The following is a 15129-nucleotide window of genomic DNA, read 5'->3' as shown; positions in this document are numbered from 1 at the left end:
AAATTTCAGACTGTTAGAGCTTTACGAATTATAAAAACAGTTATTAGTGTCCGATAAACATTTTTAAAAGCAGGATTTCCATTTTGGATTTCCTGCTTTATTTATATCTTGATTTTTACTACAAAATTGAGATATGAACAAAAGTACACACTTTAGCGGAACTCCCATAATTAAACAAATTTTAAAGTATATCCCACAAGAAGATATTACTCGGACAGCCAAAACCTATAATAGCGACAGATATTATAAAAAGTTCAAAACCTACGACCATTTAGTCACGATGCTATATGCCACAATGAGCGGAGTATCCTCACTTAGAGAGTTGTCGACCGTTTTATTAGCCTGTGAAGGACGTATCAGTCATTTAAACCTAAAACATTTTCCAAAACGAAGTACATTATCAGATGCCAACAGGAAGAGAACCAGTGAAGTCTTTGGCGCAATTTATTCAAAACTATTGCAACGCTATGCTCCGTTTTTATCGGACAGCAGTCCATTAAAACCAACAATAAAGAATTTAAAAATTGTAGATTCTACCACAATCAGCCTATTTAGTGATATTTTAAAAGGAGTTGGTCGTAATCCTCTTAATGGCAAAAAGAAAGGAGGTATCAAGATGCACACAATGATAAATGCTTTGGAAGATGTACCTTGTCTGATACGTTTTAGCAGTGCTGCTACTCACGACCACACCTTTTTAAAAGAGTTAAATTTAGAGAAAGATTCTTTTGTAGTTTTTGATAAAGCATACAATGATTATCTCCAATATTTAGAGTGGACTTTAAATGATATTTACTTTGTAACTCGCCAAAAAGACAATGCTGTCTATAAAAGCATTAAAGAATTTGATTTAGCAGACAAAACAAGTGATGCAGTGCTAAAAGATGAACTTATATTGATAAAAAAAGACGATACATCTATTCAAATAAGAAGAGTTGCTTATTGGGATGCTACACAAGAAAAAGTGTATGAGTTTATCACCAATAATGTAGAAATATCTCCAGACCAAGTAGCCGATATATACAAACACAGATGGCAGATTGAAACAATGTTTAAAAGACTTAAGCAGAACTTCCCTCTTAAATATTTTCTTGGAGATAATCAAAATGCAATAGAAATTCAGATATGGTCAGCATTAATTATTCAACTCATTATACTAGTTATTCAACGAAAAATCAAACGGAAATGGGCATATTCAAATATGATTTCTGTGATGAGATTTCATCTGATGACCTACATTGATCTGTTTAAATTTCTCGAAAATCCAAACAAACAATGGTGGGAACTAACATCTAAACCTCCAGATATACAACTGCAACTTTTTAAGTAAGACACCTTGCTAAATCAAAAAGAAAAATATAAAGCGTATTTATTGGGATCAAAGATGGGTTTAATTAAAATTCGTAGTTTTATCGGACACTAATGAAAAACAGTTAAAAACCAGTAAAGCGAGTTTCTGAAATTTAGAAATTGAATAAAAAATTTAGGGAAAGTATTGTAAGCCTAGATTTTTGAATACTTTTTATCAATGAAAAAGTATTGGACAATGCAAAAAAGGACAGTAAGTAAAAGAGAGAAAAAGTTATTTCAAATAATTAGTTCTCGATACACCTTCATTTCACTACGGCACTCGAACAGACTAATCCATCCGTCATTACGAGACGCGATAGCGACGCGGTAATCTATTGTGTTGTAGTTCCAATTATAAGATTGTTTCGTTACGTTTGCAATGCTGGTAATTATTCAAACGGCCTATCGAGACTTTAGCGTAAAATTTGCGATGAAAATTTCGTAACAAATTTCAGACTGTTAGAGCTTTACGAATTATAAAAACAGTTAAAAACCAGTAAAGCGAGTTTCTGAAATTTAGAAATTGAATAAAAAATTTAGGGAAAGTATTGTAAGCCTAGATTTTTGAATACTTTTTATCAATGAAAAAGTATTGGACAATGCAAAAAAGGACAGTAAGTAAAAGAGAGAAAAAGTTATTTCAAATAATTAGTTCTCGATACACCTTCATTTCACTACGGCACTCGAACAGACTAATCCATCCGTCATTACGAGACGCGAGAGCGACGCGGTAATCTGTTGTGTTGTAGTTCCAATTATAAGATTGTTTCGTTATGTTTGCAATGCTGGTAATTATTCAAACGGCCTATCGAGACTTTAGCGTAAAATTTGCGATGAAAATTTCGCAGCAAATTTCAGACTTTTAGAGCTTTACGCATCATAAAAATAGTTGTACCCAATAAAAAAAAGACCCTTATAAATTCATAATAAAGAAAAAAGACACTACCTTTGATAGTATCAAATGATAGTATTAAAATGAAACCACCTTATGATATTACATCAAATATTTTAAAGTTAATTTCTTCTATTTCAGAAAAAATAGGAGAAATTAATGCAAATTATTTAAACAAACCTTCCACTACACTGAGAAAACAGAATAAAATTAAAACGATTCATTCTTCATTAAAAATTGAGGGAAATACATTAACTGAGGAACAAATAACTGCCTTATTAGAAAACAAAAGAGTAATTGGACCTCAAAAAGATATTAAAGAAGTACTTAATGCAATTGAAATTTACAAAAACTTAGAAAAATTCAATCCATATAACGAAAAATCATTCTTAAAAGCACATTCTACTTTAATGAATAATCTTGTTGAGAATGTAGGAAAGTATAGAAAACAAGGAGTCGGAATTGTTAAAGGATCTAAAGTAGAACATTTAGCACCACCTCATAAAAACGTTCCGTACTTAATGAAAGATCTTTTTCAATATCTGAAAAAGTCAGAAGAAATAGCATTGATTAAAAGTTGTGTCTTTCACTACGAAATGGAATTTATTCACCCTTTCCTTGATGGTAATGGTAGGATGGGCAGATTATGGCAAACGTTGATACTAATGGAAAAATATCCAGTTTTTGAGTATATCCCATTTGAGACACTTATTAGTAAAGACCAAGAAAAATATTATAGAGCATTATCTGAAAGTGATAAATCTGGAAAATCAACAAAATTTATTGAGTATATGTTAAATGTCATTAACACTTCAATTAGTGATTTACTAAAATATAATAATAGAATATTGAATGAAAAAGATAGACTTGATTATTTTGTTTCCCTCAACAAAATTGATTTTGCCAGAAAAGATTATATGGATATTTTTAAAGATATTTCTTCCGCTACTGCTAGTAGAGACTTGAAAAAAGGAGTTGAAATGAATCTATTTGAAAAAATAGGAGAAAAGAATAAAACAAAATATAGATTAAAACTAGGTACAACACCGCATATAGCCAATTACTAAATTAGAATAAATAGAAATAACTACTTTTAAACGGATTAGCAAACAGTGGAAAAGTACAGTTTTAAACCCGCAACTAACCATATGCAAACTCGTTAAAAACTACCAAAGCGAGTTTCTGAAATTTAGAAATTGAATAAAAAATTTAGGGAAAGTATCGTAAGCCTAGATTTTTGAATACTTTTTATCAATGAAAAAGTATTGGACAATGCAAAAAAGGACAGTAAGTAAAAGAAAGAAATGGTTATTTCAAATAATTAGTTCTCGATACAGCTTCATTTCATTACGGCACTAGAACAGACGAACCCATCCGTCATCCTATGTTTGTATAAGATGCTGGTAATTATTCAAGCGGCCTATCGAGACTTTAGCGTAAAATTTGCGATGAAAATTTCGCAAAAAATTTCAGACTGTTAGAGCTTTACGAATTATAAAAACAGTTAAAAACTACCAAAGCGAGTTTCTGAAATTTAGAAATTGAATAAAAAATTTAGGGAAAGTATCATAAGCCTAGATTTTTGAATACTTTTTATCAATGAAAAAGTATTGGACAATGTAAGAAAGGACAAGAATTTAAAAAAAATGTCTTCACTCTACGTTTGACCGCAATACTCCTCAGATAATCTATCTCCATAATTATTTAATAACTATACCGACTGTAATCGAAAAATTAATATAAATATTCATATTGTAATCGAAAAATTAATACATTTGTAGTATGATAGAGCGCATATTATTAAAAAAAATCAAAAAACAATTGTATAAAGGCAAAGCAATTATTCTGTTAGGACCTCGACAAGTTGGAAAAACGACATTGTTAAAAGAGCTTTCAAAGCAAGAAAAAGGTGTTTTATGGATAAATGCTGATAATATTGAAGATAGAGAACTATTTAATCAGCCTTCTGCTACAAGGCTAAAAGCTATTATAGGAAATTATAAAATTGTTATTGTTGACGAAGCTCAACGAATAGAAGATATTGGTGTTAAACTTAAATTAATAACAGATGAGTTAAAACATATTCAATTAATTGCAACAGGCTCTTCATCTTTTGAGTTATCTAATAACATAAACGAACCACTCACGGGTAGAAAGTTTGAACATCAACTATACCCAATATCATTTGGTGAATTGGTAAATCAACATCATTTGTTAAACGAATTAAAAATGTTAAATCATAGATTAATTTACGGTTCATATCCCGATGTGATTAATAATGCAGGTAATGAAAAAGAGATATTACAACAATTAACAAATAGTTATTTATATAAAGATATTTTAGAATGGAATAGAATTAAGAAATCTGACAAAATAATTAAACTGTTACAAGCAATATCTTTTCAGGTTGGCAATCAAGTCTCTTACCATGAATTAGGGCAAACGGTTGGTTTAAACAGTGAAACAGTTGAGTCTTATATAAATTTATTAGAACAATCTTTTGTTGTTTTTAAATTGAGTTCATTTAGCAGAAATTTAAGAAATGAATTAAAAAAATCACATAAAATATATTTTTACGATAATGGAGTAAGAAATTCGCTAATAGCCAACTATAACCCTATAAGTTTAAGAAATGATGTAGGTGCACTATGGGAAAATTATCTTATTAGCGAACGAGTAAAATATTGTGAGTACCATAAAATATATAGTAATAAGTTTTTTTGGAGAACGCATTCAGGACAAGAAATTGATTATATAGAAGAGCGTGAAGGAAAGTTATTTGCCTATGAATTTAAATGGAATAAAAATAAAAAAACAAAAATCCCTATTGCTTTCCAAAAAGCTTATGATAATTATGACTTTAAAGTAATAACTACTGGTAACTATGAAACATTTATAAATTAAACCATTTATCATTTTCAGCATAACAATATAATTTTTTTTCGTCATTACGAGACGCGATAGCGACGCGGTAATCTGTTGTGTTGTAGTTCCAATTATAAGATTGCTTCATTACGTTTGCAATGCTGGTAATTATTCAAACGGCCATCGAGACTTTAGCGTAAAATTTGCGATGAAAATTTTGCAAAAAATTTCAGACTGTTTGAGCTTTACGCATTATAAAACCAGATAAAAACCAGTAAAGCGAGTTTCTGAAATTTAGAAATTGAATAAAAAATTTAGGGAAAGTATCGTAAGCCTAGATTTTTGAATACTTTTTATCAATGAAAAAGTATTGGACAATGTAAGAAAGGACAGTAAGTAAAAGAAAGAAATGGTTATTTCAAATAATTAGTTCTTGATACAGCTTCATTTCATTACGGCACTCGAACAGATGAACCCATCGGTCATTACGAGACGCGATAGCGACGCGGTAATCTGTTGTGTTGTAGTTCCAATTATAAGATTGCTTCATTACGTTCGTAAAGATGGTAATTATTCAAGTGGCCTATCGAGACTTTAGCGTAAAATTTGTGATGAAAATTTCGCAACAAATTTCAGACTGTTAGAGCTTTACGCATTATAAAACCAGATAAAAACCACTAAAGCGAGTTTCTGAAATTTAGAAATTGAATAAAAAATTTAGGGAAAGTATCGTAAGCCTAGATTTTTGAATACTTTTTATCAATGAAAAAGTATTGGACAATGCAAAAAAGGACAGTAAGTAAAAGAGAGAAAAGGTTATTTCAAATAATTAGTTCTTGATACAGCTTCATTTCATTACGGCACTAGAACAGACGAACCCATCGGTCATTACGAGACGCGATAGCGACGCGGTAATCTGTTGTGTTGTAGTTCCAATTATAAGATTGTTTCGTTACGTTTACAATGCTGGTAATTATTCAAGCGGCCTATCGAGACTTTAGCGTAAAATTTGCGATGAAAATTTCGCAAAAAATTTCAGACTGTTAGAGCTTTACGAATTATAAAAACAGTTGAAAACTACTAAAGCGAGTTTCTGAAATTTAGAAATTGAATAAAAAATTTAGGGAAAGTATCGTAAGCCTAGATTTTTGAATACTTTTTATCAATGAAAACCCACAACCCCTCGACTGCACGACCACACAACCCCTCGACTACACGACCACACGACCGCAAGACCCTTCAACAACCTGTTTAAAAAAACCCTCAAAATAAATCAGTAGATATCATAATAAAAAACTAAATTTGACTCAATAGAAAATAATCCTATAAAAAGGAAGTATCCATGAAAAATTTCGCATTGATAGGCGCCAGTGGTTATATAGCACCACGTCATATGAAAGCCATAAAGGAAACCAACAATAACTTGGTAGCTGCTTTAGATAAGTTTGATAGTGTAGGTATTATTGATAGTTATTTCCCAAATGCCGATTTTTTTACCGAGTTTGAACGCTTTGACCGTCATATCTCTAAACTCACACACGAGCAAAACATTCCGTTAAACTACGTAAGTATATGCACACCCAATTACTTGCACGATGCACATATTCGCTTTGCATTACGACAAGGTGCAGATGCCATTTGCGAAAAACCGTTGGTGTTAAACCCTTGGAATATGGATGCTTTAGGAAAGATAGAGCAAGAAACAGGTAATAAAATTTACAATATTTTACAGTTGCGGGTACATCCTAGCATTATTGCGCTAAAACAAAAAATTGCTAACGGACCCAAAGATAAAATATACAATGTAGATTTAACCTACTTAACATCGCGTGGCCATTGGTATTACACTTCGTGGAAAGGCGATGTGTCAAAATCTGGAGGCATTGCTACCAATATAGGCGTGCATTTTTTTGATATGCTCTCGTGGATATTTGGAGATTTAAAACAAAACATAGTTCATATAAACACACACGACCGTTCTGCTGGTTATTTAGAATTTGAAAAAGCCAGAGTTCGTTGGTTTTTAGCCATTAATTACGATGTTTTGCCCGATGAAATAAAAGCCAAAGGGCAACGTACCTATCGCTCTATCACCATTGAAGGCGAAGAATTAGAATTTAGCGGTGGTTTTACCAATTTACACACCACCTCATATCAAGAAATATTAAAAGGCAACGGCTACGGATTAGAAGCGCCACGCCAAGCCATAGAAATTGTACATGCCATACGCCATGCCAAACCAATAGGCGCAAAAGGCGAATACCATCCTTTTGTAAAAAAACCATTGGCAAAGCACCCGTTTGAGAAGTGAGCCCTTCGGCTACGCTCGGGATGAGAAGTGAGAAGTGAGCCCTTCGGCTCCGCTCAGGATAAAAAGTGAAGAGTGAAGAGTGAAAAGTGAAAAGTGAAAAGTGAAAAGTGAAAAGTGAAAAGTGAAAAGTGAGGGGTGAAGAGTAAAAAGTGAAAAGTGAGCCCTTCGGCTATGCTCAGGATAAAAAGTGAGAAAATCAACTAAAGATTTAGTAACTATTATTGAATAACAAAATAGAATAATAACTATTTTAGATGTCTAAAATTAAAGAAAATATAAATGTAGATTTTTACAATAAAGTTGTTCAATTGCTTAGTATTGCTCGTAAATCAGTAATTCAGAGGGTGAATAAAACAATGGTTTATACCTATTTTGAGATTGGTAAAATTATTGTTGAAGAAGAGCAAAAAGGAAAAATAAGAGCAAAATACGGTAAAAAGATACTGAAAGGCCTTTCGGAAAAGTTAAGTAAAGAGTTTGGTCGTGGTTTTTCACAAAGGAATCTTGAGCAAATGCGTCAATTTTATGTAGTTTATTCAAAAACGCAAACACTGTCTGCGGAATTTACCAATAAAAAATCCGAAACAGTGCCTCGGATTTCTGATAGCATTGACTTTCAATTAAGTTGGTCTCATTATCTATTCTTGGTTAGGGTTGATAATCCTGACGAAAGAAAGTTTTATGAAATTGAAGCAATAAATAATAGCTGGAGTTTAAGAGAACTACAACGACAATTTGGCACAGCCTTATTTGAAAGGTTGGCATTGAGCAGAGATAAAAAAGGTGTTAAAAAATTATCTGAGAAAGGACAAATAATTGAAAAACCAAAAGATACCGTTAAAGATCCCTATATTCTTGAGTTTTTAGGCTTTCCGGAAGAAAGTAAATATTCTGAAACTGAATTGGAACAAAAAATCATAGATAAATTAGAACATTTTTTACTTGAATTTGGGAAAGGATATACATTTGTAGGGCGACAAGTTCGTTTTACTTTTGATGATAAACATTTTAGAGTAGATTTAGTTTTCTATAATAGAATTTTACAATGTTTTGTATTGGTAGATTTGAAAATAGGAGAAATTACACATCAAGATTTAGGACAAATGCAAATGTATGTTAATTATTATGACCGGAAAGTAAAACTTGAAAATGAAAATAAAACAATCGGAATAATTCTATGTAAAAAAAAGAATGAAACATTAGTTGAGATAACCTTGCCCGAAAACAATGAACAAATATTTGCTAGCAAATATCAAACAGTATTGCCTAGCAAACAAGAACTAAAACAATTGATTGAAAATAAAGGAGATGAATAAAAATTGAAAAAGCCCCCTAGCCCCCAAAGAGGAGGGCAGAGCGTAAAGTATAAAGTAAAAAGTGAGCCCTTCGGCTACGCTCAGGATAAAAAGTGAAAAGTGAAAAGAGAGGGGTGAAGAGTAAAAAGTGAAAAGTGAGCCCTTCGGCTACGCTCAGGATAAAAAGTGAAAAGTAAAAAGTGAAGAGTGAAAAGTGAAGAGTGAAAAGGAAAATGTCAGTTCAAGTTGTTTTTCGAAATGGAATGAAGAAAAATAGTATCGAGAACAGTTTTGAAAAGTGAGCCCTTTGGCTACGCTCAGGATAAAAAGTGAGAAGTGAAGAGTGAAGAGTGAAGAGTGAAGAGTGAAAAGGAAAATGTCAGTTCAAGTTGTTTTTTGAAATGGAATGAAGAAAAATAGTATTGAGAATAGTTTTGAAAAGTGAGCTTGCAAGACAACCCGACCGCAAGACCCCTCAACCCCTTCAATCTATCTCAAAAAACACATAAAACAGTTACAAAAGTGATAAAAAAACTAAAATTTAACGTTAAAGAAGACTAAACCCCTAAAAAATATTAAATTTACCAAATTAAAACCAACCCCATGGAAAAAATAATACTGGTAAAAGCTCAGGAATACAGTTTTATTCCAATTACAAACAATTTATACAAGTGTACCAAAACCCGTTACAAACCGTTTTAGAGAGTGTTAGGTAATCTTAAAATACAACAATGGATAACGTACAGCTAATAGAACTCCCTAAAATTTTAGACCGTAGAGGGAATAAAGAGATAGGGCACGATAAAATTATATAAAAGTAGATTTTGATGAATTATTTAAATGGAATTATCAAAAAATGTCATTAAAGAAAAAGGCCCTTTCTGGAGTTTTTTGGACTTTCTTGCAGCAGTTTAGTACACAGGGGATAGCATTTGTGGTTTCTGTTATCTTAGCTCGCTTATTATTACCTGAAGAGTTTGGGCTTATAGCAATGATTTCAGTCTTTATGGGTATAGGAACAATATTGATGAATGCTGGTTTGGGCTCCTCATTAATACGTTCCAAAAACCCAAACCAAGAAGACTATTCTACTGTTTTTTTTTTTAATTTAGGTGGTAGTGTTGTAATTTATGCTATAATATTTGCAATTGCACCATACATAGCCAATTTTTATAACCAAGATATATTGACAAATATTGTGCGTTGGTATGCTATTACTTTTATTATAAATGCTTTCTCTATGATTCAGTTAACACGATTAACTAAACTAATGGATTTCAAAACTCAAATGATAGTAGCAGTACCATCGCTCATTGTGAGTGGTGGTGTTGGAATTTATATGGCTTATTCAGGATATGGAGTATGGAGTTTAGTAGGGCAAATATTGACACAATCAATTGTAAGTACCTTACAATTGTGGTATTGGTCTAAATGGACTCCTTCTTGGGTGTTTAGTAAAGAAAAATTTATATATCATTTTAATTTTGGTTATAAACTGACGTTATCAGGTATTTTAGATACTATTTTTACAAATGCTTATGCTATCATCATAGGAAAATTTTTCCCAATAGCAAAAGTAGGTTACTATCAACGAGCTAATAGTTTACAACTCTTCCCCGTTGGTAGTATTTCAGCTGTGATAGGAAAGGTTAGTTATCCTTTATTTGCGAAAATACAAGATGATGATGTACAATTAAAAAGTGTTTATAAAAAAATTATGCAAATGATTGTTTTTATTGTAGCTCCTACACTAATAGTTTTGGGTGTTTTGGCAGAACCTTTATTTCGCTTTTTGTTTACAGAAAAATGGTTACCTGCGGTTCCATATTTTCAAATCTTAATATTTACAGGTATTTTATACCCTATTCATGCGTATAATTTAAATATCCTTAATGTAAAAGGAAGAAGTGATTTATTTTTAAAGTTAGAAGTTATAAAGAAAACAATAACTATCATAGTAATTGTTATTGCTTTTCAATTTGGTATTTATGGGTTGCTATATGGGAGTGTCTTAGTATCTCTACTAGCATTTTTTGTAAATACATATTATTCAGGTAAATTTATTAATTATTCTACTTTTGAACAGGTTAAAGATATCCTACCTATTTTAGCTTTAGCATTAATAACAGGTATATTAGTATATGGGATTGATTATGCCGTAATTAAATTGTTTAAATATGATTTAGTTCGTTTGTTAATAGGTGGTTTTATGGCATTTGTTTTTTATATACCTTTATCTTATCTATTTAAGTTAAATTCTTTAACTGAACTTATAAATATTATAAAAAAACTATGATTAACGTTACTAAAACTTTTTTTCCACCAATAGCTGAATATCAAAAGCAATTAAAACGCATTTGGAAAAATGAATGGTTGACTAATCGTGGTGAGCTCGTGTTAGAACTAGAAGATAGTTTAAAAAAATATTTATCAGTATCTAATTTGCTTTTAACAAACAATGGAACAATTCCTTTGCAAATAGCTTTAAAAAATTTAGGAAAAGGTGGAGAGATTATAACAACTCCTTTTAGCTATGTAGCAACTACGGCAGCTATTGTTTGGGAAAATTGCACACCTGTTTTTGTAGATATTCACCCAGATTATTTAACGATAGATGAAACCAAAATTGAAGCAGCAATAACTTCTAAAACAACGGCTATTTTGGCAACTCATGTATTTGGAAACCCTTGTAATATTGAAGCTATTGAAGCTATTGCTAAAAAACATCATTTAAAAGTAATTTACGATGCTGCACATACTTTTGGCGTAACTTATAAGGGTAAATCTATTTTTGACTATGGAGACGTAAGTACTTGTAGCTTTCATGCAACCAAACTTTTTCATACAGGCGAAGGAGGTGCCATTTTTTCTGCCAATAAAAAATTATTTCATAAGTTGTTTTACAGCCATAATTTTGGACATAAAACAGCAACATCATTTCATGGTTTGGGTATTAACGGAAAAATGTCTGAGCTACAAGCGGCAATGGGCTTGACAGTATTACCCTATATGGATATCATATTAAAAGGCAGAAAAAAAGTAGTTAATTTTTACAATGCACATTTAGATTTTACAAGGTTACAAAAGCTGAAAATTAGAGAAAATACTCAATGGAATTATAGCTATTATCCTGTAATTTTTAAAAGTGAAGTAATGTTATTAGAAGTGCAACAACTATTAAATGATGAACAAATTTTCCCAAGGCGTTATTTTTATCCCTCTCTAAATACGTTAAACTATGTTGTTGATAACAAAAAAATGCTAATATCAGAAAGTATTGCTTCTCGGGTACTATGTTTACCTCTATATAAGGAATTAAAAGAAAACGAAATAACTAAGATTTCTAATATTATAAATAATAGTGTGTTATGTTAATAATTGGAGCAAAAGGATTTGCTAAAGAAGTGTTAGAAATATTTTATCAACAAAACCAAGTGGATGCAGTTGCATTCTATGATGATGTAAATGATGATGTTGGTGATTTTCTTTATAACATATTTCCAATACTTAAAAATGAAAATCAGGTTAAAGATTTTTTTAGTAAAAATGGTATACAATTTACCATAGGTTTAGGAAACCCGAAGTCACGTTATCAGTTATATAGAAAATTTGTGAGCTTAGGTGGAGAATATACATCTAGTATTAGTCCTTTAGCTGTAATAGGTAATTACGATAATAAGATTGAAGAAGGTGTTAATATTATGACAAACACCATTTTAACAAATAGCATTAAAATAGGAAAAGGTGTTTTAATAAACTTATCTTGTACCATAGGCCATGATACAAAAATTGAAGATTTTGTTGAAATTTGCCCAGGTGTTAATATTTCAGGTAATTGCTTTATTGATAAGTTTACTTTTATAGGAACAAATGTTACTATATTACCCAATGTAAAAATTGGAAAAAATGTTACAATTGGTGCAGGTGCTGTGGTAACAAAAAATATACCAGATAATTCAATTGCAATGGGTATACCTGCAAAAGTAGTTAAAACAAAAGAACCCTTAAATTTTTAAAATGAGTAAAACCCCTATGGTTAGTGTAATCATGATTACTTATAATCATGAAAAATATATTGAACAAGCCATTGAAGGGGTTTTGATGCAAAAAAATAACTTTGAAGTTGAATTAATTATTTCTAATGATGCATCATCTGATAATACTGATGAAATCGCAAAAAAAATAATTAGCAATTATAAGGGTAAAATAGAGATTAGATATTATAATCACATACAAAATAAGGGTATATCTAAAAATTTTTCTTGGTCTGTTAGTAAATCTAGAGGGAGATATATTGCAATTTGCGAAGGTGATGACTATTGGATAGATTCTTACAAGTTGCATAAGCAGGTAGATTTTCTAAAAAAGAATAAAGATTATGGTATTGTTAGCACATTAAGAAAAAATCTTAATCAAACTACAGGAATTATAAAAAAAGAAAAAAAACTAAAACACGATATAGAAACATGTGATTTTAAAGATGTTATTTTAGGAAAAAAAGGTGTTATTGCTACATTAACAGTATTAGTTCGGAGTTCATTAATCTATGAATTTATAGATTTATATGAAAAAAATAAAGATGAAATTTCAATTCTAGATTATAATATTTGGATTTATGTTTCATATTATAGTAAGATTGCTATATTAAATGAATATACAGCAGTTTATAGAATTTTACCTAACAGTGCATCTCACTCTACTTGTCAATGGAATCTTAGAAAGCATTACTTTTATGGTTTTATTTTTATAATTGAATATTTTAATATATCGAGTAAAGATTATGTAAAAGAAGCTTTATATTTAAGAGCTAAGCTAAGATACTTAATAGCCAGTAAAGCAAAGGATATAAAATCTTGTAGAATAATGGATGAAATTTTATTAGAAAACAAAGATTACTTGAGAAGCATTTTATTAAATATATCAAATAAAGTTCCTATTGTAATTCCAATTATTCAGCTTATAGATAGGTATTTAATATGTTTAAAGTTTAAAAAGTAAACAAAGAAATATTATAATTGTAAAAGTACAGTATCTTGTATGCCAAAAAGACTATCAAAAGTTTCCATAACCATGTCAGTTTACAATGTAGAACAATACTTACGTAACAGAAAGCTTAAACATATCAAACTAGTATAAATTGAATAAGAAACAATCAAATAAGCTCTTATAACAACGAATCAATAAACTTGATAAAAATGTAATCTGATTCCATATTTTTCCATATTTTTGTAATATGATTCGTAGAGAAGCACAAACAAAGTTAATTCAATTAGCACAGTCATTTAAAGTTGTTGCCGTTATTGGTCCAAGACAATCTGGTAAAACTACTTTAGTTAAAGCGGTATTTAACAAAAAAGAATACCTATCGTTAGAAAACTTAGATACACGAAATTACGCCATAGAAGATCCAAGAGGCTTTTTAGAAAACTTACCTAACGGTGCAATTTTAGATGAAATACAACGTGTTCCTTCGTTGTTTTCTTACCTTCAAGAAATTATAGATAACAACACTCAAAAAGGGTTATTTATTTTAACGGGCTCTAATAATTTTCTATTACAAGAAAATATAGCACAAACCCTAGCAGGTAGAGTGGGTTTTATAACATTATTGCCATTCTCGGTTAGAGAACTCTCAAAAACCAAATTTAGTAAACAAACAGATTTTGATTATATATTAAATGGATTTTACCCTCCGGTTTATGACCAAAATATAAATCCATCAGATTGGTATCCTAATTATATAAGAACCTATATAGAAAGAGATGTAAGGCAAATAAAAAATATTAATAACCTTTTAATATTTGAGAAATTTATGCAAGTTTTAGCTGGGCAAACAGCACAAGAACTCAATTTAAATGCTATAAGTATTGATGTAGGTGTAAATTTAAAAACAATAAAATCTTGGATTGGTATTTTAGAAAGTAGTTTTGTTATTTACCTGCTAAAGGCACACCACAAAAACTACAAAAAAACAATAGTAAAAAGACCAAAATTATATTTTTACGATGTTGGTTTGGCTTGCTCATTATTAAGAATTAACAAACCAGAACATCTAGAAAACAACCCATTTAAAGGAGCACTTTTTGAAACCATGGTGGTTATTGATTTGGTTAAATATTATGCCAATAAAGCAATTATTCCACCGTTATTTTATTGGAGAGATAAAACAGGACATGAAATAGATTTAATAATAGATACCTATAATAAAACAATACCTATAGAAATTAAATTTGGTAAAACCTTTATGAGTAATTGGTTTAAAAATATTAACTATTGGAAAAAACTAAGCCATGAAAATGAAGCATTTGTACTTTACGCAGGTGTTCAAGAACAAAAAAGAACTAATAACAATCAAGTTTTTAATTGGAAAAACAATGCTTTTTTAGAAGATTATTTATAACGTGATTATAACCACT

General features: G+C 30.3%; 10 protein-coding genes. All 10 read left to right on the top strand.

Annotation, left to right across the window (positions count from 1 at the left end; translation table 11 throughout):
* The first annotated feature begins 133 nt into the window (after nt 1-133).
* The 10 genes from Lupro_RS06290 to Lupro_RS06245 all read left to right on the top strand — a co-directional run bounded on the left by Lupro_RS06290 (nt 134) and on the right by Lupro_RS06245 (nt 15113).
* Nucleotides 134-1330 carry an IS4 family transposase gene (locus Lupro_RS06290; protein ID WP_068205741.1) on the top strand — a complete coding sequence of 399 codons (1197 nt, stop codon included), beginning with the start codon at nt 134-136 and terminating at the stop codon, nt 1328-1330.
* Nucleotides 1331-2325: 995 nt separating this feature from the next.
* Nucleotides 2326-3309 carry a Fic family protein gene (locus Lupro_RS06285; RefSeq protein ID WP_068207467.1) on the top strand — a complete coding sequence of 328 codons (984 nt, stop codon included), beginning with the start codon at nt 2326-2328 and terminating at the stop codon, nt 3307-3309.
* Nucleotides 3310-4024: 715 nt separating this feature from the next.
* The gene (locus Lupro_RS06280; protein ID WP_068207464.1) at nt 4025-5146 is read left to right on the top strand and encodes an ATP-binding protein; all 1122 of its coding nucleotides are present in this window, start codon (nt 4025-4027) and stop codon (nt 5144-5146) included.
* A 1303-nt stretch (nt 5147-6449) separates the two neighbouring features.
* Complete coding sequence (locus tag Lupro_RS06275) at nt 6450-7418, top strand: Gfo/Idh/MocA family oxidoreductase (protein ID WP_068207460.1); 969 nt, start codon at nt 6450-6452, stop codon at nt 7416-7418.
* 254 nt (nt 7419-7672) lie between these two features.
* Complete coding sequence (locus Lupro_RS06270) at nt 7673-8734, top strand: PDDEXK nuclease domain-containing protein (RefSeq protein ID WP_068207457.1); 1062 nt, start codon at nt 7673-7675, stop codon at nt 8732-8734.
* Nucleotides 8735-9569: 835 nt separating this feature from the next.
* Nucleotides 9570-11009: a lipopolysaccharide biosynthesis protein gene (locus Lupro_RS06265; protein ID WP_068207455.1), complete on the top strand. Its 1440-nt coding sequence runs from the start codon at nt 9570-9572 to the stop codon at nt 11007-11009.
* Nucleotides 11006-12088, top strand: a complete 1083-nt coding sequence (locus Lupro_RS06260) for a DegT/DnrJ/EryC1/StrS family aminotransferase (RefSeq protein ID WP_068207451.1) — start codon at nt 11006-11008, stop codon at nt 12086-12088. The genes Lupro_RS06265 and Lupro_RS06260 overlap by 4 nt, the downstream gene beginning before the upstream one ends.
* Entirely contained in the window at nt 12082-12729 is a 648-nt protein-coding gene (locus Lupro_RS06255) for an acetyltransferase (RefSeq protein WP_068207448.1), read from the top strand. Before Lupro_RS06260 ends, Lupro_RS06255 begins: the two co-directional genes overlap by 7 nt.
* A 1-nt stretch (nt 12730) precedes the next feature.
* The gene (locus Lupro_RS06250; RefSeq protein ID WP_068207445.1) at nt 12731-13711 is read left to right on the top strand and encodes a glycosyltransferase family 2 protein; all 981 of its coding nucleotides are present in this window, start codon (nt 12731-12733) and stop codon (nt 13709-13711) included.
* A gap of 235 nt (nt 13712-13946) precedes the next feature.
* Nucleotides 13947-15113, top strand: a complete 1167-nt coding sequence (locus Lupro_RS06245; RefSeq protein ID WP_068207443.1) for an ATP-binding protein — start codon at nt 13947-13949, stop codon at nt 15111-15113.
* Nucleotides 15114-15129: the final 16 nt, after the last annotated feature.

This window comes from Lutibacter profundi (assembly GCF_001543325.1).
Classification (GTDB): domain Bacteria; phylum Bacteroidota; class Bacteroidia; order Flavobacteriales; family Flavobacteriaceae; genus Lutibacter; species Lutibacter profundi.
This window is presented reverse-complemented; position numbering and strand designations above follow the sequence as displayed.